The 20483-nt window shown below is 72.1% G+C and carries 13 protein-coding genes; 4 read left to right on the forward strand and 9 right to left on the reverse strand.

Translation table 11 applies throughout. The features are described from left to right. Positions 1-56: 56 nt before the first annotated feature. The 4 genes from ACFTZL_RS19925 to ACFTZL_RS19940 form a co-directional block, all read right to left on the reverse strand. A complete protein-coding gene (locus tag ACFTZL_RS19925; protein ID WP_382584279.1) occupies positions 57-380 on the reverse strand; it encodes a hypothetical protein in 324 nt (107 codons plus the stop codon). Continuing rightward, positions 377-745 carry a WhiB family transcriptional regulator gene (locus ACFTZL_RS19930; protein WP_382584282.1) on the reverse strand — a complete coding sequence of 123 codons (369 nt, stop codon included), beginning with the start codon at positions 743-745 and terminating at the stop codon, positions 377-379. The genes ACFTZL_RS19925 and ACFTZL_RS19930 overlap by 4 nt, the downstream gene beginning before the upstream one ends. Positions 746-918: 173 nt before the next feature. Further along, positions 919-1248, reverse strand: a complete 330-nt coding sequence (locus ACFTZL_RS19935) for a hypothetical protein (protein ID WP_382584285.1) — start codon at positions 1246-1248, stop codon at positions 919-921. A gap of 163 nt (positions 1249-1411) precedes the next feature. Then, positions 1412-3607, reverse strand: a complete 2196-nt coding sequence (locus ACFTZL_RS19940; RefSeq protein ID WP_382584287.1) for an ATP-dependent DNA helicase UvrD2 — start codon at positions 3605-3607, stop codon at positions 1412-1414. Positions 3608-3791: 184 nt separating this feature from the next. On the opposite strand from ACFTZL_RS19940, the gene ACFTZL_RS19945 reads away from it, so the two are divergent. Next, positions 3792-4034, forward strand: a complete 243-nt coding sequence (locus ACFTZL_RS19945) for a mycoredoxin (protein ID WP_382584290.1) — start codon at positions 3792-3794, stop codon at positions 4032-4034. 101 nt (positions 4035-4135) lie between these two features. On the opposite strand, the gene nudC is transcribed toward ACFTZL_RS19945, so the two are convergent. The 5 genes from nudC to ACFTZL_RS19970 all read right to left on the reverse strand — a co-directional run bounded on the left by nudC (position 4136) and on the right by ACFTZL_RS19970 (position 14310). Further along, positions 4136-5080, reverse strand: a complete 945-nt coding sequence (gene nudC / locus ACFTZL_RS19950) for an NAD(+) diphosphatase (protein ID WP_382584293.1) — start codon at positions 5078-5080, stop codon at positions 4136-4138. 156 nt (positions 5081-5236) lie between these two features. After that, entirely contained in the window at positions 5237-6640 is a 1404-nt protein-coding gene (locus ACFTZL_RS19955; protein ID WP_382584296.1) for a dipeptidase, read from the reverse strand. Positions 6641-6650: 10 nt separating this feature from the next. Then, positions 6651-10184: a UvrD-helicase domain-containing protein gene (locus tag ACFTZL_RS19960; RefSeq protein ID WP_382584299.1), complete on the reverse strand. Its 3534-nt coding sequence runs from the start codon at positions 10182-10184 to the stop codon at positions 6651-6653. A gap of 92 nt (positions 10185-10276) precedes the next feature. After that, positions 10277-13621 carry an ATP-dependent helicase gene (locus ACFTZL_RS19965; RefSeq protein WP_382584302.1) on the reverse strand — a complete coding sequence of 1115 codons (3345 nt, stop codon included), beginning with the start codon at positions 13619-13621 and terminating at the stop codon, positions 10277-10279. A gap of 266 nt (positions 13622-13887) precedes the next feature. After that, positions 13888-14310: an MGMT family protein gene (locus ACFTZL_RS19970; protein WP_382584305.1), complete on the reverse strand. Its 423-nt coding sequence runs from the start codon at positions 14308-14310 to the stop codon at positions 13888-13890. A gap of 186 nt (positions 14311-14496) precedes the next feature. On the opposite strand from ACFTZL_RS19970, the gene ACFTZL_RS19975 reads away from it, so the two are divergent. The 3 genes from ACFTZL_RS19975 (at position 14497) to ACFTZL_RS19985 (ending at position 20479) form a co-directional block, all read left to right on the forward strand. Continuing rightward, positions 14497-17208, forward strand: a complete 2712-nt coding sequence (locus ACFTZL_RS19975; protein ID WP_382584308.1) for a lysylphosphatidylglycerol synthase domain-containing protein — start codon at positions 14497-14499, stop codon at positions 17206-17208. 113 nt (positions 17209-17321) lie between these two features. Further along, positions 17322-18869 (forward strand): alpha/beta hydrolase, encoded by a 1548-nt coding sequence (locus tag ACFTZL_RS19980; protein ID WP_382584311.1) that lies wholly within the window; start codon positions 17322-17324, stop codon positions 18867-18869. Positions 18870-19006: 137 nt separating this feature from the next. After that, positions 19007-20479 carry an alpha/beta fold hydrolase gene (locus tag ACFTZL_RS19985; protein WP_382584314.1) on the forward strand — a complete coding sequence of 491 codons (1473 nt, stop codon included), beginning with the start codon at positions 19007-19009 and terminating at the stop codon, positions 20477-20479. The last annotated feature ends 4 nt before the right edge of the window (positions 20480-20483 follow it).

Genomic DNA, 20483 nt, shown 5'->3' on the forward strand with positions numbered 1-20483 from the left:
CCGCGGGGTGAGCTCGGCCTCCCGGGCCGGGAGGCCACCGCTTCAGATGGGGTCGGTTACTGCATGACCGCCATGGCGAGCGCCCGGCGGGCACGCCGTGAGGCGCGCTCCGCCTTGCGCTGCATCCGGCGGGCGGCCACCAGGCGCGCGGCCCGGCGGTCTCGCTCCGCCTCCTGCAGTCGCTCGTGCATATGTGCACGAGCCATGGCTTCTGGGATGAGTTGCATCTCTCGGGTCCTGTTCTGGCGCGAGTCCTTCGCGCCGTGCGGGGTGCAGTCTTGAGTCGCGGAGCCTGCGGGCTCGTCGGTGGACGGCTTCATCGGGGCCTGCTTCTGGGGGTCGTGCGTGAGAGGGCGGTCGATCGTTCCTGCGGTGTTCATGCCGTGACCGGGTTCTTGCGCGGGCGGCCACGCGGCCGCTTCCGGGCGACGACGACGCCCTGCACGAACAGCTCGCCACCCCAGACGCCCCAGGGCTCACGCCGCTCCTTGGCGCCGGCGAGGCAGGCCTCGACCAACGGGCAGGTGCGGCAGAGGGACTTGGCGTACTCCACGTCCGCCGGCGACTCGGCGAAGAAGACCTCCGGGTCGTAGGAGCGGCACGGGACGGGTACGCCGAGGTTCTCGATGGCGTCGTCGAGCGCGGTGAGCGCGGTGAGCGGGGTCAAGGTGGGGTCCTCCGTGGGGCCGGGCTTGGGGATCGTGTCGGAAGGCGGTACGGACGGGGCGTGCGCTTCGAGTTGCACGGTTCGTCTTCCTCGTCTGGTCGTTCCGGCCTGTTGGCCGGGGGCGGCTGGTACCCGGTTCTTTTCTTGTCCCGAGGCTCCTTCGGTCCGTCGTCCCTGGTCAGGGACAAACAGAAGGGCCGCGGATCCCGGATGGGGTTCCGCGGCCCTGAAGGCGCCGGCCTGATCGGCGATCAGGCTGGATCACTCCAGGGTTCTGGCCCACGGAAGGCCCACATCTGGTGGTGCTGCGTCGTCTGCTTCCGGAATCCGGCACCGGTCGCCGTGAAGGCATAGGCCCGCGCCTGTGCCTTTACTGCTGCTTCCAGTGCCTTGGTCGGTCGCTCATTGCGCTCACGGACGGGAAGGCCCGTGGGAGCAAGGGAGGAGGACGCCGGGCGGACGGCACGAATGCCGGACAGACCGGTGCCCAGGTTCGAAACGCCGAGCATGCACGTGGAGACGGCCGAGCGATCGGTCATTTTCACGGTGCTGATGGAGCTGCTGGTGTTGATGCTGATCACTGGACTCGCCTCCTCTCGGCGTCTCGGGGGACTGGGTGAACCAGTCCGACGGATATGCAAGTACAACACGGATCAGGGCCTTCGAGAAGGCCGCTGCTCTCGTGCCTAAGAACCTATGGGGATTGCTGGGGCATGCGCAAACTATTTTTTCGACGAGTTGGTGTCAGTCCTGATCTGTGTCCCCTGCGGCGTACTGGCCTGCACAGATGGCCAGGACATCGGCTCCGTAGCGGGTGAGCTTGCGCATGCCGACGCCCGGGATGCGGGCCAGCTCGTGCTCGTCGCCGGGCGCGGTCTCGGCGATCGCCACGAGCGTCCTGTCGGTGAAGACGCAGAAGGCGGGCTGACCACTGCTCCGTGCCTGGTCGGCGCGCCACTCGCGGAGCCGCTCGTAGAGGCCCTCGTTCATGTCGGAGGGGCAGTCGTCGCAGCGCATCAGCTTCATTTCGCCCGCGTCCGTCAGCGTGCGACCGCAGACGCGGCAGCGGGCAGGGGTTCGCTGTGCTCGTCTCGGGGCGGAGCCCCTGGTTCCGGGGATTCCGCGCTCGATGCCGCCCGCTCCGCCGCCGGTTGTACGGCCCTTGGTGGCCGTCGAGCCGGGGCGCAGCCCGTCGAGGAAACGGCTGGGGCGGCGGTTGGGGCGGCCGCCGGGTGAGCGGGAGAGGGACCAGGAGACATGGAGGTGTTCCCGCGCACGGGTGACGCCGACGTACAGCAGGCGGCGCTCCTCCTCGATCTGTTCGTCGGTCTTTGCGTAGGTGATCGGCATCATGCCCTCGGCGACGCCGACCAGGAAGACGACGTCCCACTCCAGGCCCTTGGCGGAGTGCAGGGAGGCGAGGGTGACGCCCTGCACGGTCGGGGCGTGCTGGGCGTTCGCCCTCTCGTCGAGCTCGGCGACGAGGTCCGCCAGGGTGGCGCCGGATTTGGCGGCGGCGAAGTCCTGGGCGAGGTTCACCAGGGCGGCCAGGGACTCCCAGCGCTCTCTCACGGCGCCGGAGCCGGCCGGTGGCTGCGGTGTCCAGCCCTCGCCCGACAGCACGGCACGCACCTGCGAGGGCAGGTCGACGACGTCGTCCAGGAGGGAGTCGTTGCCGCCGAAGCGGGCCGCGCCGCGCAGGGCGACGCCCGCCTTGCGCACCTCCGGGCGGTCGAAGAACCGCTCGGCGCCGCGGAGCTGGTAGGGCACCCCGGCGTCGGCGAGGGCCTGTTCGTAGGTCTCGGACTGCGCGTTCGTCCGGAACAGGATGGCGATCTCGGCGGCCGGGACCCCCGAGTCGATGAGTTCACGGATGCGGCGGGCCGCGCCCTCCGCCTCGGCGGGCTCGTCGGTGTACTCCGTGTAGGCCGGCTCGGGCCCCGGCGCACGTTGGGAGACGAGCTCCAGGCGGTGGTCGGCCGCGCGGCCCCTGGCCTGGGCGAGCAGGCCGTTGGCGAGGTGGACGACCTGGGGCGTGGAGCGGTAGTCGCGGACCAGCTTGACGACGGTGGCGCCGGGGTGGCGGGTGCGGAAATCGAGCAGATGGTCCGGGGTTGCTCCCGTGAACGAATAGATCGTCTGGCTGGCGTCTCCGACGACGCACAGGCTGTCCCGCTCGCCGAGCCACAGGTCCAGCAGGCGCTGCTGGAGGGGGCTGACGTCCTGGTACTCGTCGACCACGAAGTGCTGGTACTGGGCGCGGACCTGTTCGGCGATGTCGTGCCGGTCCTGGAGGACGGCCACGGTCAGCAGCAGCACGTCCTCGAAGTCGATGACGGCGCGCTCGCGCTTGACGTCCTCGTAGGCGGCGTAGAGCTGGGCGATCTCCGCGGGGTCGCGCGGGGCCTCACGGCCGGACTTGGCGACGGCGGGCGCGTAGTCCGCGGGGACGGTCTGGGTGACCTTGGACCATTCGATCTCGGCGGTGACGTCCCGCAGCTCGCCCCGGTCGAGCCGGATGCGGCAGGCCGCGGCCGCGTCGGCGACGAGCTGGATCTTGCGGTCGACGAGCCGGGGCATGGAGCCGCCGATCGCTTTCGGCCAGAAGTACTGGAGCTGACGCAGGGCCGCGGAGTGGAAGGTGCGTGCCTGGACGCCTGCTGCGCCGAGCTGGCGGAGCCGGCCGCGCATCTCTCCGGCGGCGCGGTTGGTGAAGGTGACGGCGAGCACGCTGGAGGGGTGGAGGACGCCTGCGCGCACCCCGTAGGCGATGCGGTGGGTGATCGCCCGGGTCTTGCCCGTGCCCGCGCCCGCCAGGACGCACACCGGACCGTGCAGGGCGGTGGCCACCTCGCGCTGCTCGGGGTCGAGCCCGTCGAGCACCGCGTCGGCCGAGTCCGGTACCTGCGGGAACAGGGTGGAGTGCGTTGCTGCTGTCACACGGCCATGCTGCCAGGTCGCGGGAGACGGCCGTGCCGGTTGTCCACAGGCGGGCCCCGATAGTCGTACTAATGCGGCAGGCGTCACGTCCGGCAGGGCTCGGCCCCCGGGAATGGCGGCCCCTTCACGTACGTTCCACCTCTGCGACCACCCGCCCCCGAGCCACCGAAGGAGCACGAGAGACATGCTGGGCACTGTGACGATGTACAGCACCACGTGGTGCGGCTACTGCCGCCGGCTGAAGAGCCAGATGGACCGCGAGGGCATCGCGTACACCGAGATCAACATCGAGCAGGACCCGGCATCCGCCGCGTTCGTGGAAAAGGCGAATGGCGGAAACCAGACGGTGCCCACCGTTCTGTTCCCGGACGGCTCCACCCTCACCAACCCGTCGCTGGCTCAGGTGAAGCAGAAGGTCGGCGTGTAAAGGCGCCGCGCGGTTGTGCGGGGAAGGCGGTTCCTGAGGCGGCTCAGGAACCGCCTTCTCCGTATCTGCGGGCCAGGGCGTGCACACGGCTCACACGGGCGTCAGGCCGCGCTCCTCATCGGGAGCGGCTTGCCGTACCAGAGCTCGATCAGGCGGGCCGCGATCGAGATGCCGTACGGCGGGAGCACCTCGCCGGACTCGAAGGCGGCGCGCAGGTCCTCGCGGGAGAACCAGCGGGCCTCGTGGATCTCGTCGCCGTCGACCTCGATCTCGGTCGAGGTGGCGCGGGCCATGAAGCCCAGCATCAGGCTGGACGGGAAGGGCCAGGGCTGGCTGGCGACGTACTCGACCGGGCCGACCGTGATGCCGGCCTCCTCGTGGACCTCGCGACGCACCGACTGCTCGATGGACTCCCCGGGCTCGACGAAGCCGGCGAGCGTCGAGAAGCGGCCCTCGGGCCAGTGGACCTGGCGGCCGAGCAGGAGGCGGTCGTCCTCGTCGGTCACGGCCATGATCACGGCGGGGTCCGTGCGCGGGTAGTGCTCGGCGCCGCAGGCCTGGCAGCGGCGGATGTGGCCGGCCGCGGCGATGACGGTGCGCTCGCCGCAGCGCGAGCAGAAACGGTGCGTGCGCTGCCAGTTCTCCAGACCCACCGCGTGCACCATCAGGCCCACGTCACGGGCCGACAGGAGCAGGCCCGCCTCGCGCAGGCCCGCCGGGCGCGCGGACTGGTCCATACGCCCGGGCAGGGAGTCCTTCTGGAGGGCGAAGTAGCTGACGCCGTCCTCGTCGATGCCGAGGAAGTACCGGTGCGCCTCGGTGAGGGGGGCCTCGAAGGAGGGGATCATGACGAGTTCGGTGTGCCCGTCCGCCGTCTCGTCGATGAGGACCTGGCCGCCGGAGACCACGAAACAGCGCGTCGAGGGGTGGCTCCACGCCGCAGCGAGCCAGGCCTCGTCGAGCCGGTGGTGCGCGGCCCTGTCGATGCCGTTCGGGGCGGTGAGCGAGATGGGTCGGTCGGCGTTCTGGTCGGTCCAGGTGGTCACTGGTGCTTCCAACTCCCCGGTGGAACGGTCGGGTTCGGCGGGCTGATCAGCGGGACGTACGGCGGGAGGCGACCGGGTCCGGCGGGGCTCGGGCGGTGCGGGGCGACTCCTCCAGTGTGCCCCTCGCGCGCGGCCGGTCCGGGCGGCCCGGGACGCTCAGGGCGCATCGCGCCAGTTCTCGGCGAGGTCGCCCCACAGGTACGCGGTGGTCTCGACGCCCTTGAGGAGCAGGTCGAGTTCGACTTTCTCGTTTGGGGCGTGCCAGCCGTCGGACGGGACGGAGATGCCGAGGAACAGCACCGGAGCACCCAGGACGTCCTGGAGGTCCGCCGCCGGGCCTGAGCCTCCCTCGCGGGTGAAGCGGACGGGCTTTTCGAAGGCCCGGCCCATCGCGCGGGCGACCGACTGGAGGGCCGGATGGTCCAGCGGGGTCAGGCACGGGCGTGTGGCCCCGCTGAACGTGATCTCGCAGCGGATCCCGGCGGGCACCTGCTGCTCGGCCCAGGCGCGGACGGCCTTCTCCACATGGTCGGGGTCCTGACCCGCCACCAGCCGGAAGGACAGCTTCACCAGGGCGGAGGACGGAACGATCGTCTTGCTGCCGGGGCCCTGGTAGCCGCCGCCGATGCCGTTGACCTCCGCCGTGGGGCGGGCCCAGACGCGCTCAAGGGTGGTGTACCCGGCCTCCCCCTGGGTGGCGTACGACTTGGCCGTGCGCAGCCACTGCGACTCGTCGAAGGGCAGTTCGGCGAGGAGTTCGCGCTCGCGGTCGGTGAGCTCGACCACGCCGTCGTAGAAGCCCGGGATCGCCACGCGCGCGTGCTCGTCGTGCAGGGCGGCGACCAGGCGGGCGGCGGCCGTCGCCGGGTTGGGCACCGCGCCGCCGAAGGAGCCGGAGTGGATGTCCTGGTCGGGGCCGTGCAGCCGTATCTCGCACTCGGCGAGGCCGCGCATGCCGGTGCACACCGTGGGGGTGTCCTCGGACCACATGCCGGTGTCGGAGACGATCACGGCGTCGGCGGCGAGCCGCTCGGCGTGCTGCTCGACGAGGGCCCTGAAGTGCGGCGAGCCGGACTCCTCCTCGCCCTCGATCAGCAGCTTCAGATGCACGGCCGGGGTGGTGCGGCCGGCGGCGGCGAGATGGGCGCGGACGCCCAGGGTGTGGAAGAACACCTGGCCCTTGTCGTCGGCCGCCCCGCGCGCGTAGAGACGGTTCTCGCGGACGACGGGCTCGAAGGGGTCGCTGTCCCAGCCGTCCTCCCGGGCGGCGGGCTGCACGTCGTGGTGGCCGTAGACCAGCACCGTGGGCGCCTGCGGGTCGTCGGAGGGCCACTCGGCGAAGACGGCGGGCGCGCCGGGGGTCTGCCAGACCTCGGCCGTCGGGAACCCGGTCTCCTTCAGCTCGGCGGCGAGCCAGTCGGCGCTGCGTCGTACGTCGGGCGCGTGGTCCGGCTGGGCGGACACCGACGGGATGCGCAGCCACTCGGCGAGGTCGTCGAGGAAGGCGTCGCGATGCTGCTGGATGTACGTACGGACGACGCTGTCCGGGGTCAGGCTCATGGTCACGAGCCTATCGGCCCGCACTGACGTCCTCGGAGTGCGGTTCCTCACCGGGCGGCTCCTCACTCAGCAGCCGCTCCAGCGCCTCGCGGTCAGGCAGGTCGTCGGGGCGGACGATCTCGCCGTTGCGCACGTACAGGAACGCGGCCGTGACGGATTCCGGGGGTACGCCCTGCTGCTCGGCCCAGGCGAGGCGGTAGACGGCGAGCTGGAGGGGGTCCGCGGTGCGTGAGCGGTTGGTCTTCCAGTCGACGATCTCGTACGTCGCGTCCTCGCCGTCGCCCTCCTTGTAGACGGCGTCGATACGGCCCCGTACGACGCGGCCGGCGAGCGCGAGCTGGAAGGGGGTCTCCACCCGGTAGGGCGTGCGGTGCGCGTACTCGGTCTGCTCGAAGGCGTCCTTGAGGGCCTCCAGGTCCCGTTCGTCGGCGATCTCCGCTTCGCTGCCGGGCAGCTCCTCCGGCTCCAGCAGGGGCAGCATCAGCTCTTCGAAGCGGGCCTCGACCCAGGCGTGGAAGCGGGTGCCGCGGCGGGCGGCGGGCTGGGGCGGGCGGGGCAGGGGGCGGGCCAGCTCCTGGGCGAGGCCGTCCGGGTCCGCGGCCAGGAGCAGCAGCTGGGAGGCCGTGAGGGAGGCGGGCAGGGGGACCTCGGTGACGCTGTCGCGGGCGCGCAGGAGCTCGCCGGTGAGGGCGTCGAGGTCGCGGTCCCAGGAGGCGATGGTGCGGGCTTCCTCCGGGGTGAGGTGCGGCATGCGGTGTCGGTGCGGTGCCTGAGGGTCCGGCGGCCCCGCCTGGTGGGGGACCTTGGGGCCGTCCGCCGGCCGTGCGTCCCCGTCCGCAGCCCCCTCTGCTTCCGCGAGGGCGTCTTCGTCGACGGGGGCCTTGTCGAAGTCGGCCTTGTCGAAGTCGAAGGTCCCTTCCTCGAAGTCGAACGGGTCCGGCTCGTCATAGGGAGGCTCGTCGTCCTCGGGGGGCGGGGGCCACTCCGGGTCGTCGAAGGCGTCCGGGTCGTGCACGGCCGCCGGGTGCCCGTCCTCGTGGGACGCGAGGTCCTCCAGGTGGGCCAGGACGGTCTCGGCGGCAGCGCGGCGTCGGGCCAGGGCCGCCTCGTCCAGGGGCAGGGGCCATACCTGGTCGGCGGTGGCCTGGTGCAGGGCCGGGTTCTCCTCGTCCTCGGCGGGTTCGTCCGCCCAGGCCTCGATCTCGCCGTACCCGGCCGCACAGTGCGCGTAGAGGTCCTGGAGGAAAGCGGAGGGGCCGCGGCGCTTCTTCTGGGTGGGTCCCCACCAGTGACCGGAGCCCAGGAGCAGGGAGCGGGGGCGGGTGAAGGTGACGTAGCCGAGGCGGAGTTCCTCGGTGTGCTGGTGGTCCTTCATGGCCTCGTGGAAGGCCTTGAGGCCCTTGGCGTCCCAGGAGGTGAGGTCGGGGAGGGTGTCGGCGTCGCCGCGCAGTTCGTGCGGCAGGACCTTGCCCTGGGAGGTCCACTTCTCGCGGCCCTGGCTGCTGGGGAAGGTGCCGGTGACCAGGCCGGGGACGACCACGACGTCCCACTCGAGGCCCTTGGACTTGTGGGCGGTGAGCACCTTGACGGTGTTCTCACCGCCGGGGAGGGCGTTGTCGAGGCCCTTCTCGTACTGGGCGGCGGTGCGCAGGAAGCCGAGGAAGGCGAGCAGGCTGGCCTCGTTGTCGCCGGCGGCGAAGGAGGCGGCGACGTCCAGGAAGTTGGAGAGTGTCTCGCGGCGGCGCGCTGCCAGGGCGTGCGGGGAGGCCGACAGCTCCACCTCCAGGCCGGTGACGGCGAGGACGCGGTGCAGGACGTCCATCAGCGGGTCGGACAGGGAGCGGCGCAGGTCGCGCAGTTCGGTGGCCAGGCGGGCGAAGCGCACGCGCGCGTCGGGCGAGAAGGGCAGCCGGTCGTCGTCCCCGTGGCCGTCCAGCGGCGTCTCCAGGAAGGTGTCGAGGGCGTCCGCGAGGGAGATCACCTCGGCCGGGTCGACCCCTTCGACGGCCTCGGCGAGGCGGCGGTCCGGGTCGTCGTCGCCCTCCACGCGCGCGTGGGTCACGAGAAACCGGGCCCGCCGCCCCAGCAGGGCGAGGTCGCGCGGGCCGATGCGCCAGCGCGGGCCGGTCAGCAGGCGGACCAGGGAGGCGTTGGCGCCGGGGTCCTGAAGGACCTCGCACACGGCGACGAGGTCGGCGATCTCGGGCAGGTGCAGCAGCCCGGACAGGCCGACGACCTCGACCGGGATGTCCCGGGCCACCAGTGCGCCCTGGATCTCGGAGAAATCGGTCGCCGTGCGGCACAGGACCGCGATCTCGCCGGGTTCCGTCCCGGTGCGGACGAGGTGGGCGACGGAGTCGGCGGCCCAGTCGATCTCCTCGGCATGGGTACGCAGCAGCGCGCAGCGCACGATGCCGTCGCGTTCGGCCCCGGGGGCGGGGCGAAGGGCCTCCACGCCCGCGTGCAGGGCGCGCAGGGGCTCCGCCAGGCCGTTGGCGAGGTCGAGGAGACGGCCGCCGCTGCGGCGGTTCTCGCTGAGCGCCTGGCGGGTCGCGGGGCTGCCGTCGGCGCGGGCGAAATGCTCGGGGAAGTCGTCGAGGTTGGCGACGGAGGCGCCGCGCCAGCCGTAGATCGCCTGGCAGGGGTCGCCGACGGCGGTGACCGGGTGGCCGGTGCCCTCGCCGAACAGTCCCGCCAGGAGGACGCGTTGGGCGACGGAGGTGTCCTGGTACTCGTCGAGCAGGACCACCCGGAACTCGTCGCGCAGGACGCGGCCCACTTCGGGGATCCCGGCGAGCCGGGCCGACAGGGCGATCTGGTCGCCGAAGTCGAGCAGGTCCCGCTCGCGCTTGGCGGCCCGGTAACGGGTCACCAGCTCGGCCAGTTCACGGCGGGCGGCGGCCGCCTCGGGGACCTTGCGCAGGTCGGCGTTGCTGAGCCTGACGCCTCGCAGGGTCAGCAGCAGTTCGGCGTCGTACGCGCGCAGCGCCTCCGGGCGCACGAGGTGCTCGGCGAGCTCGGCGTCGAGGGCGAGGAGGTCGCCGACCAGGTCCGGGAAGGAACGGGTCAGGGCCGGATAGGACCCCGGGGCCTCGCGCAGGACGCGCGCGGCGAGCTGGAAGCGGGTCGCGTCGGCGAGCAGCCGGGACGTGGGCTCAAGCCCGAGGCGCAGGCCGTGGTCGGTCAGCAGGCGGCCCGCGAAGGAGTGGTACGTCGAGATCACCGGCTCGCCCGGCGGGTTGTCCGGGTCGATGGCGTCCGGGTCGGTGACGCCGGCCTTGACCAGCGCCTTGCGGACGCGCTCGGCGAGTTCGGCGGCGGCCTTGTTGGTGAAGGTGAGGCCGAGCACCTGCTCGGGGGCGACCTGGCCGGTGCCGACCAGCCACACCACGCGTGCCGCCATCACCGTCGTCTTGCCCGAGCCGGCACCGGCCACGATCACCTGCGGGGCGGGCGGCGCGGTGATGCAGGCCGTCTGCTCCGGGGTGAACGGGATGCCGAGGAGCTCCTTGAGCTGTTCGGGATCGCTGATACGGGCGGGCACAACGAAAGAGGCTAGTGGCGGCCACTGACAGTGGCGGCCGGATCGGTCTCCGGGGAGGAAGATACGCAGGTCAGCACATGTGGTGCGATAGATCACTCGACGACATGGCGGCCCTCCTGCCGCGCGCTGCACGAGGCCCGGAACGCGCAGTGCGTGCAGTGCTGCCCGGCGGTCGGCGTGAACCGCTCGTCGAGGACCTTTCCTGCGGCGGTGGCCAGCAGATCGCCGACCCACTCCCCCTCCAGCGGCTCCTGGGCCTGCACCTTGGGCAGCGTCTCGCCGCCGTCGCGCTGGGCGGCGCCCTGCCGGAGATGGACGAGTTCGGCACCGCCCGGCTCGGGACGCGCGCCGTCGAAGACGTCGTCGACGGCGCCCTCACGGACGGCCAGCTGGTAGACGGCGAGCTGCGGGTGGCGCTCCACCTCCTTGCCGGTGGGCGCCTGTTTGCCGGTCTTGAAGTCGACCACGTAGGCGCGGCCGTCACCGTCCGCCTCGACACGGTCCATCTGGCCCCGGACGCGCACCTGGTAGTCGCCCGCTTCGAGAGTGACGTCGAAGTCGTGCTCGCTGGCGACCGAGGTACGCCCAGTGCGGTCCATGACGTGCCACTGAAGGAACCGTTCGAGCGCTACGCGCGCGTTGTCCTTCTCCTGGTCCGACTTCCAGGGCGCGTCGAAGGCGAGGGCGTTCCACACGGAGTCGAGGCGTTCCATGAGGACGGAGAGGTCGGCCGGGGTGTGCCCGGAGGCGACCTCGTCGGCGAGGACGTGCACCACGTTGCCGAAGCCCTGCGCGGCGGTCGCGGGCGCGTCGGCCTTCACCTCGCGGCCCAGGAACCACTGCAGGGCGCAGGTGTTGGCGAGCTGGTCGAGTGCGCTGCCGGAGAGCACGACGGGCTGGTCGCGGTTGCGCAGCGGCACCTTGGACTCGGTCGGCTCGAACATCCCCCACCAGCGGTAGGGGTGTGCGGACGGCACCAGGGGGCGGCCGTCCTCGTCGGCGAGGGCGGCGAGCCGGGCCAGACGGCGGGCGGCGGCTTCCCGGAGGGCATCGGAGACACGCGGGTCGACCGTGGTGGCGCGCAGTTCGGCGACGAGTGCCGCGACGGACAGCGGGCGGCGCGGGCGTCCTGTGACGTCCTTGGGTTCGACTCCCAGTTCGGTGAGGAAGCGGGAGGGCTGGTCGCCGTCGTCCGCCGGGGCCTTGACCGCGGTGACGACCAGGCGTTCACGCGCGCGCGTGGCGGCCACGTAGAACAGGCGGCGTTCCTCGGCGAGCAGCGCGCCGGGGGTGAGGGGTTCGGCGAGTCCGTCGCGCCCGATGCGGTCGGCCTCCAGGAGGGAGCCACGGCGGCGCAGGTCGGGCCAGAGCCCCTCCTGGACGCCCGCGACGACCACGAGGCGCCACTGAAGGCCCTTGGAACGGTGTGCGGTCATCAGGCGGACGGCGTCGGGGCGTACGGCACGCCGCGTGAGGGTGTCGGCGGCGATGTCCTCGGCCTCGATCTCCTCCAGGAAGTTCAGCGTGCCCCGGCCTCCGGTGCGCTCCTCGGCGCGGGCCGCCGTCGCGAACAGCGCGCAGACCGCGTCCAGGTCGCGGTCCGCGTTGCGCCCGGCCGCGCCGCCCCGGCGTGCGGCCCGCTCCAGCCGCGTCGGCCACGGGGTGCCGTTCCACAGGTCCCACAGCGCCTCCTCGGCCGTACCGCCGCCCGCCAGGCGTTCACGGGCCTTGCGGAGCAGCGCACCGAGGCGCTGGGCGCCGCGCGCGTACACGGGGTCGTGCACGGCCAGCCGCTCCGGCTCGGCGAGCGCCTGCGCCAAGAGCACGTCGGAGGGCGGCGGCAGCGGGTTGCCCGCGGTCCGCTCCTCGTCCCGCAGGGCCCGGCCGAGGCGGCGCAGGTCGGCGGCGTCCATGCTCGCGAGCGGGGAGGTGAGGAGGGCGAGGGCGGTCTCGGTGTCGAGCCAGCTGGGGTCCGGCTCGGCGAAGGAGGCGTCCTCGGAAGTGGTCTTCCTCTCTGGAGCCCCCGGCTCGGGAGCCCTCGACGCCTCCGCCGCGGCCACCGCCCGAAGCGCCGTCAGCAGCGGCGCCACCGCCGGTTCGTGGCGCAGGGGTACGTCATCGCCGTCGACGTCCACCGGGACGCCGGCCGCCGTGAGGGCGCGGCGGACCGTGGGGACGGTGCGGGAGCCGGCGCGCACCAGCACGGCCATCTCGCTCCAGGGGACGCCGTCCTCCAGGTGGGCCCTGCGGAGGATGTCGGCGATGTTGTCCAGTTCCGTCCCCGAGGTCGGGTACGTGTAGGCCTCGACCCGGCCGCCGTCCCTCGTGGGCGCGAGTTCGCGGTGGGCGCGCACCTTCTCGGCGGGCAGGCGGGTCAGCGGCATGCGCTGGGTCAGCAGCCGGGTGGCTGCCAGCAGGCCGGCGCCGGAGCGGCGGGAGGTGCGCAGCACCGCGACGGGGGCGGGACGGCCGTCCGCGCGCGGAAAGGCGTGCGGGAAGTCGAGGATGCCGTTCACGTCCGCCCCGCGGAACGTATAGATCGACTGGTCGGGGTCACCGAAGGCGACGAGGGTACGGCCACCGCCCGCCAGGGCGTGCAGGAGTCGTACCTGAGCGGGATCCGTGTCCTGGTACTCGTCGACGTAGACGGCGTCGTACCGGGCGGCGAGCCACGTGGCGACCTCGGGCCGGCGGGCGAGGAGCACCGCGCGGTGGACGAGCTCCGCGTAGTCGATCACGCCCTGGAGGTCGAGCACGTCGAGGTACTCGGCCAGGAAGGCGGCCGCCGCGCGCCAGTCGGGGCGTCCCGTGCGGTGCGCGAAGGCGTCCAGGGCGTCGGGGCCGAGGCCCAGTTCACGGCTGCGGGCGAGGACCGCGCGGACCTCGTCGGCGAAACCGCGCGTGGTCAGGCAGGCGCGCAGTTCGTCCGGCCAGCGCACGTGCGCGAGGCCGAGCCGCTCCAGGTCCACCTGGCCCGCGAGCAGCTCCCGTACGGAGACGTCCTGCTCGGGGCCGGACAGCAGCCGCATCGGCTCCACGAACAGGTCGCTGTCCTGGTGGGCACGGACCAGGGCGTAGCAGAACGAGTGGAAGGTGGTCGCCCGGGGAGCGCGGGCCGCCCCGGCCCGGGTGGCCATGCGGTCGCGCAGTTCGACGGCCGCCCTGCGGCTGAATGTGAGGACCAGGACGCGCTCGGGGTCCGCGCCCCGGGCGATGCGCTCGGCCACGGACTCGACGAGCGTGGTGGTCTTGCCGGTGCCCGGACCTGCGAGGACGAGCAGCGGGCCGGCCGCGTGGTCAACCACGGAGCGCTGCGAGGCGTCCAAAAGAGGGGGGTCCACCCGGGCAGGAGGGGTACGTACCAGTCGGTAAGCGCCACGGCTCCCCCACCGCACCCGGGGGTGCGACAGGCCGCTGGTGGAGGAAGAGGAGCTCACGTGGTTCGCCGGTCCTGGTGGAAGTACTGGTTGGCGGGCCATCGCGCGTGGCGGGCGGTGACCGCGGGGTGACGGGGACACGCGCAGCCGACGCTACGCCGACGGGTGAGGCGGAAGCAGGGCTTCCCCTTCTTCCCGCCGGCCACTCGCGGCACCTGTGCCACTCATGCCCCTCGCCTCACGAACGTACGTCATGGCACCGACGTGCCCCGATTCCCCCGTCCGGATCACGGGCCACACGGGAGGCCGTCCGATGGCGGAAGCTGTCAGGTGTGACCCTCCGCGCGTTCGCCGCCGTCCCACCGCGCCCGTCGCATGTCGATCCGCGGCAGGTGGCCCTCGGCGGCCCGGCTCGCCTCCTTCAGGGGGGTGCCCTCCGCGCGGTAGTGGCCGAGCGCCCGCTGCTGGTGGCCCGGGAGCAGGACACCGTCCGCGCGGACGACCCGCCACCACGGAACGGCTCCCCCGTAGAGAGCCATCACACGGCCGACCTGCCGCGGACCGCCCTCCTCGAGCCACTCGGCGACGTCCCCGTATGTCATGACACGGCCCGGCGGGATCAGTTCGGCGACATCGAGGACCCGCTCGGCATACGCGGGCAGGGCTTCCCCGGGTTCCGCACGAGCTCCGTCGTACCCCGTGCGGGTGTCCTGCGCGCCGGTGTCCTCCGGCAGGCTCTCCTCGCTCATCCGCCCCATCCTGCCCCACCCCACCGACAACGGGACGCGCGTGCCCGCGAGCGTTTCCCTCGCCCGGCAGCACCGCGTCGGGCAGACTGTCCGCCCCCGCATGTGCACCCTGATGCCCCCGCGTATCGGTGCGGCATGCCACCATCGTGCGGGCGGTGACCGGTGATACGAGACCAAGAAGAGACGATGAAGCAGCAGGGTGCGCATTCCGAGGACACGGGGGGCACCTCTGACGCTTCGTCGCGCCCGGGCACTCCGGACGACCGCCCGAAGACGGCCGGCGAGGAGCCCGACATCGCGCACATCGACGAGGTGGAGGGCGACGAACCGCTGCTCCCCGCGCGCGTGCACCGCCCGTCCGATCTGATGCGGCTCCTGGTGGGCGTGCTCGCCGTCGCGGTGCTGATCGGCATCGCCGCGTTCGCGCACGGCACCACCTCGGGCCTCGAACAGGACATCAACAAGGGCACCGGACAGGCGCCCGACCTGCTCATCAAGATCGCGGGGCTGGCCTCCAGCATCGCGATCCTGCTGGTGCCGGTCGCCTTCGCCATCGAGCGGCTGATCAAACGGGACGGCCTCAGAATCGCCGACGGCGTGCTCGCCGCGGTCCTCGCGCACGGTGTGACACTCGCCACCGACCTGTGGGTCGCCCGGGCCGCCCCCGGCTCGATCCAGGAAGCGCTCACCCAGCCCTCCCCCGGGGACATCCACGCGCTGACCGACCCCGTGCACGGCTATCTGGCGCCGGTCATCGCCTATATGACAGCCGTCGGCATGTCACGCAGACCCAGGTGGCGCACGGTGCTGTGGGTCGTGCTGCTGCTCGACGCCTTCTCGATGCTCGTCACCGGGTACACGACCCCGTTCTCGATCATCCTGACCGTGCTGATCGGCTGGACCGTGGCCTACGGCACGCTCTACGCGGTCGGCTCACCCAACGTCCGGCCCACCGGACAGACCCTGATGGCCGGCCTGCGGACCGTCGGCTTCCGCCCGGTCAGCGCCTCACGCGAGGACACCTCGGACAACCCGGACACCGGCGACCGGGGCCGCCGCTACTTCGTCACGCTCGAGGACGGCCCGCCCCTGGACGTCACGGTGGTCGACCGGGAGCAGCAGGCCCAGGGCTTCTTCTACCGTGCGTGGCGCAATCTGACCCTGCGCGGCTTCGCCACCCGCAGCAGCCTCCAGTCGCTGCGCCAGGCCCTGGAGCAGGAAGCGCTGCTGGCGTACGCGGCCATCGCGGCCGGTGCCAACGCGCCCAAGCTGATCGCCACCTCCGAGCTCGGCCCCGACGCGGTCATGCTCGTCTACGAGCACAGCGGCGCACACACCCTCGACTCCCTGCCGGACGAGGAGATCACCGACAATCTGCTGCGCGACACCTGGCACCAGGTGAAGGCCCTGCAGTCCCGGCGTATCGCGCACCGCAGGCTGGTGGGCGACGCGATTCTGGTGGATCGTTCCGGCACGGTGATCCTCACCGACCTGCGCGTCGGCGAGATCGCGGCCGGCGACCTGCTGCTGCGCATGGACATCTCCCAACTTCTGGTGACCCTGGGTCTCCGGGTGGGCGCCGAGCGGGCGGTGGCCTCGGCGGTGGGCGTGCTCGGCCCGGACGCGGTGGCGGACTGTCTGCCGATGCTCCAGCCCATCGCGCTCAGCCGCTCCACGCGCGCGACGCTGCGCAAACTGGCCAGAGAGCGGGCACAGCGCGAGCGCGAGGCGGTTCTGGAGGCGTCCCGGCTGGCCAAGCAGGCGCGCCTGGAGGAGTCGTCCTCGGACGAGGCCGTTCCGGTCCCGGAGAAGGCCGACAAGAAGGCCGTACGGGCGGAGCAGCGGGCCGAGAAGCGTGCCATCGACGAGGCCGTGGAGGAGGCGCGCGAGGAGGACCTGCTCACGCAGATCCGCCACGAGGTGCTGCTGATCAGGCCGCAGGCACCGGTCGAGCCGGCCCGGCTGGAGCGGGTACGGCCGCGCACGCTGATCAGCTTCATGGCCGGCGCGATCGGCGCGTACTTCCTGCTGACACAGCTCACGCACATCGAGTTCGGGCCGCTCATCGCGAACGCCGAATGGGGCTGGGTCGCCGCGGCGGTCCTGTTCTCGATGTGCAGCTACCTCGCGGCGGCGATGGCTCTGCTGGGATTCGTGCCCGAGCGGGTGCCGTTCCTGCGGACCGTGGCGGCGCAGGTCGCCGGCTCGTTCGTGAAGATCGTCGCCCCGGCGGCGGTGGGCGGTGTCGCCCTGAACACGCGCTTCCTGCAGCGCGCGGGAGTGCGGCCGGGGCTCGCGGTGGCGAGCGTGGGCGCGTCGCAGTTGTTCGGGCTCGGCTGCCACATCCTGATGCTGCTGGCCTTCGGCTATCTGACCGGGACGGAGAAGACGCCGTCGCTGTCGCCGTCCCGGACGGTCATCGCCGGTCTGCTGACGGTGGCGGTGCTCGTGCTCGTGGTGACCTCGGTGCCCTTCCTGCGGAAGTTCGTCGTCACGCGCGTGCGGTCGCTGTTCGCGGGTGTCGTGCCGCGCATGCTGGACGTGTTGCAGCGGCCGCAGAAGCTGGTCACCGGCATCGGCGGCATGCTGCTGCTGACCGCCTGCTTCGTGATGTGCCTGGACGCGTCGATCCGCGCGTTCGGCGACGAGTCCACCTCGATCAGTCTCGCCAGCGTGGCCGTCGTCTTCCTCGCGGGCAACGCCCTGGGGTCCGCGGCGCCGACACCGGGCGGTGTGGGCGCGGTCGAGGCGACCCTGACGGTCGGTCTGATCGCCGTCGGCCTCCCGAAGGAGGTCGCGGCACCGGCCGTCCTGCTGTTCCGTCTGCTGACGCTGTGGCTGCCCGTGCTGCCGGGCTGGCTGGCCTTCAACCACCTCACCCGCAAGCAAGCCCTCTGAGGCCAGTGGCCGGCGGGCAGGTAGTCGGCACAGCTTTTGGCAACACCAGCCCCGCCTACCTCGTACGACACGCGTCCCGCGCGTCCGCCCGCGGGCCGCCGCAGGATGGAACCATGCCATGCCTCCTCCGGCTGCGCGCCGCCGCCCTGACCGCCACCGCCGTGCTGCTCTCCGCCGTGCTGGCGGGCTGCGGTGACGACGACGCCAAGGACGAGGACCTCACGCGGCAGGAACTGAGCTGGAAGGCCTGCCCGGCTCCGGACGAAGCCCAGGGCGAAGGCGCCGCGCCCTCTCCCCTGCCGGACAACGGCGAGTGGCAGTGCGCCACCATGAAGGCCCCTCTCGACTGGGACGACCCCAAGGGCGACACGATCGGCCTCGAGCTGATCCGGGTCAGGACCACCGGCGACGCGAGCGAACGCATCGGCTCGCTCATCTTCAACTTCGGCGGTCCCGGCGGCTCGGGCGTCACCGCGCTGCCCGGCTTCGCCGAGGACTACGAGACCCTGCGCACCCGCTACGACCTGGTCAGCTTCGACCCGCGCGGAGTCGGCCGCAGCGACCCCGTGATCTGCGAGAACGACCAGCAGCTCGACGCGTACTTCCAGCAGGACGGCACGCCCGACGACACCGCCGAACGCACCGAGCTCCTGGACAGCACCAAGGAGTTCAACGACGCCTGCGAGCAGAACTCCGAGAAGGTCCTGCCGCACGTGCGCACCACCGACGCGGCTCGCGACCTCGATCTGATGCGCCAGGTCCTCGGCGACGACAAGCTGCACTACTTCGGCATCTCCTACGGCACCGAGCTCGGCGGCGTCTACGCGCACCTGTTCCCCAAGCGGGTGGGGCGGGCCGTGTTCGACGCCGTCGTCGATCCCACGCAGAACTCCGAGCAGGGCTCGCTCGGGCAGGCCAAGGGCTTCCAGCTCGCGCTCGACAACTTCGCCGAGGACTGTGTGTCCAAGTCCGAGGAGTGCCCCATCGGCGACAGCGCGCAGGATGTGAAGGACCGTATCGCCACGCTGCTGAAGGACCTCGACCGCAAGCCGATCCCGGGCGTCTTCCCCCGGGAGCTGACCCAGACCGCGGCGACCAACGGCATCGTGCAGGCGCTGTACTCGCAGGACTTCTGGGAGTACCTCAAGGAGGGCCTCGAGCAGGCGTACGACGGTGATGGCAGCATCCTGTTGCTGCTGTCCGACTCGAGCAACGGGCGCAGTGAGAACGGCGAGTACGACAACTCGAGCGCCGCCCACACCGCCATCAGCTGCTCCGACTCCAAGCCGCGCTACGACACCGCCTATGTGGAGCGGAGGCTGCCCGAGTTCCGGGCCGCGTCCGCCCTGTTCGGCGACTATCTGGCGTGGGGCATGATCGGCTGCACCGACTGGGCCGTGGCGGGCGCCGCCGATCACCCGGACGTGAGCGCGCCGGGCTCGGCGCCGATCCTGGTCGTCGGCAACACCGGCGACCCGGCCACCCCCTACGAGGGCGCCCGGAAGATGGTGGACGCGCTGGGCAAGGGTGTCGGTGTCGAGCTGACGTACCGGGGGCAGGGGCACGGCGCCTACAACAGCAAGAACAAGTGTGTGCAGAGCGCGGTGAACGGCTATCTGCTGGACGGAAAGGTGCCCCAGGCGGGGACCGTCTGCACCTGAGAACAGCGACGGCCCCAGCAAAGCAGCAGGTCAGAAGGTTATCCACAGGCCGGCACGGCCGGCGCGGGATCTGCCTACCATGGCCTGACCGCCATCCGCAGCACGGTGCGGACGGCCTGCGAGGGGGGACTGGGCGCATGTCGCGCTTCGTACGGTGGACCGCGGTGGCGGTCGCCTCGGCACTGCTGGCGGCGGGCTGCAGCGGCGGCTCGTCCGACGACGACAAGGGCGGCGGGCTCTCCTGGGGCCGCTGCAAGGCCACCACCGACGCCCCCGCGCCGAGCAGCGACTGGCAGTGCGCGACGTTGAAGGTGCCGCTGGACTGGTCGAAGCCGGACGGCGAGACGATCGGACTGGCACTGATCCGCGCCAAGGCCCGCGGCGACGACCGCGTGGGCTCGCTCTTGTTCAACTTCGGCGGCCCCGGCGCTTCCGGCCTGTCCATGATGCCGTCGTACGCCCCGACGGTCTCCCGGCTCCGTGAGCGGTACGACCTGGTGAGCTGGGACCCGCGCGGGGTGGGCGCCAGCGAGGGCGTGCGCTGCCGCGGCGACAAGGAGATCCAGGCCGCCGAGTCGGTGGACGTCACCCCCGACACACCGGCCGAGGAGAAGGCGTACTTCCAGGACGCCGCCGGCTTCGGCAAGGGCTGCCGGAAGGACGCCGGGAAGCTCATGGCGCATGTCTCGACCGCCGACTCGGCCCGCGACATGGACCGCATCCGGGAGGTCCTCGGAGACGACAGGATGCACTATTTCGGCATCTCGTACGGCACCGAACTGGGCGGCACCTATGCCCACTTGTTCCCGAAGAACGTGGGGCGGATGACGCTGGACGCGGTCGTCGACCCCGGCGCCGACACCGTGGGCCATGCCCAGAACCAGGCCAGGGGCTTCCAACGCGCACTGAACGGCTATCTCGAGTCCACGGGCCAGGACCCTCAGGCGGGCACGCGGAAGATCGCGGACCTGCTGCGACGGATCGACGCCCGGCCCCTGCCGACGGCCACGCCCGGGCGGAAGCTGACCCAGACGCTCGCGGTCACCGGCCTCACCCTGCCGCTGTACAACAAGGAGAGCTGGCCGACGCTGACCAGCGCCCTCGACGCGGCCGAGCGGGGTGACGGCTCGGAGCTGCTGACCCTCGCCGACGGCTACAACGACCGCGCCCCGTCGGGCCACTACGGCACGACGACCCACTCACAACGGGTCATATCGTGCCTGGACGACCGGCAGCGGCCCACCGCGGCCCGGACGAAGGAACTGCTGCCGGAGTTCGAGAAGATCTCCCCGGTCTTCGGCACCTTCCTGGGCTGGGACACGGCCGGCTGGTGCCACGACTGGCCGGTGCCCGGACAGCACGACACCCCGGAGGTGAGCGCCCCCGGCGCGGCACCGGTCCTGGTGGTCGGCAACACCGGCGACCCGGCCACCCCCTACGAGGGTGCCCGCAAGATGGCCGACGAGCTGGGCAAGGGCGTCGGAGTGATGCTCACCTGGCGGGGCGAGGGGCATGGCGCCTACGGCAGCGGGAGCGACTGCGTGGACTCCACGGTGGACGCGTATCTGCTGGACGGGTCGGTCCCGAAGGACGGCAAGGTCTGCTCATGACGAC

This window comes from Streptomyces sp. NPDC056948 (genome assembly GCF_042674225.1).
GTDB lineage: Bacteria > Actinomycetota > Actinomycetes > Streptomycetales > Streptomycetaceae > Streptomyces > Streptomyces purpurascens.

Coding starts and splice junctions, on each gene's coding strand:
- ACFTZL_RS19925 (WP_382584279.1), bottom strand. CDS start 380: ATGAACACCGCAGGAACGATCGACCGCCCTCTCACGCACGACCCCCAG.
- ACFTZL_RS19975 (WP_382584308.1), top strand. CDS start 14,497: ATGAAGCAGCAGGGTGCGCATTCCGAGGACACGGGGGGCACCTCTGAC.
- ACFTZL_RS19955 (WP_382584296.1), bottom strand. CDS start 6,640: ATGAGCCTGACCCCGGACAGCGTCGTCCGTACGTACATCCAGCAGCAT.
- ACFTZL_RS19945 (WP_382584290.1), top strand. CDS start 3,792: ATGCTGGGCACTGTGACGATGTACAGCACCACGTGGTGCGGCTACTGC.
- ACFTZL_RS19970 (WP_382584305.1), bottom strand. CDS start 14,310: ATGAGCGAGGAGAGCCTGCCGGAGGACACCGGCGCGCAGGACACCCGC.
- ACFTZL_RS19980 (WP_382584311.1), top strand. CDS start 17,322: ATGCCATGCCTCCTCCGGCTGCGCGCCGCCGCCCTGACCGCCACCGCC.
- ACFTZL_RS19985 (WP_382584314.1), top strand. CDS start 19,007: ATGTCGCGCTTCGTACGGTGGACCGCGGTGGCGGTCGCCTCGGCACTG.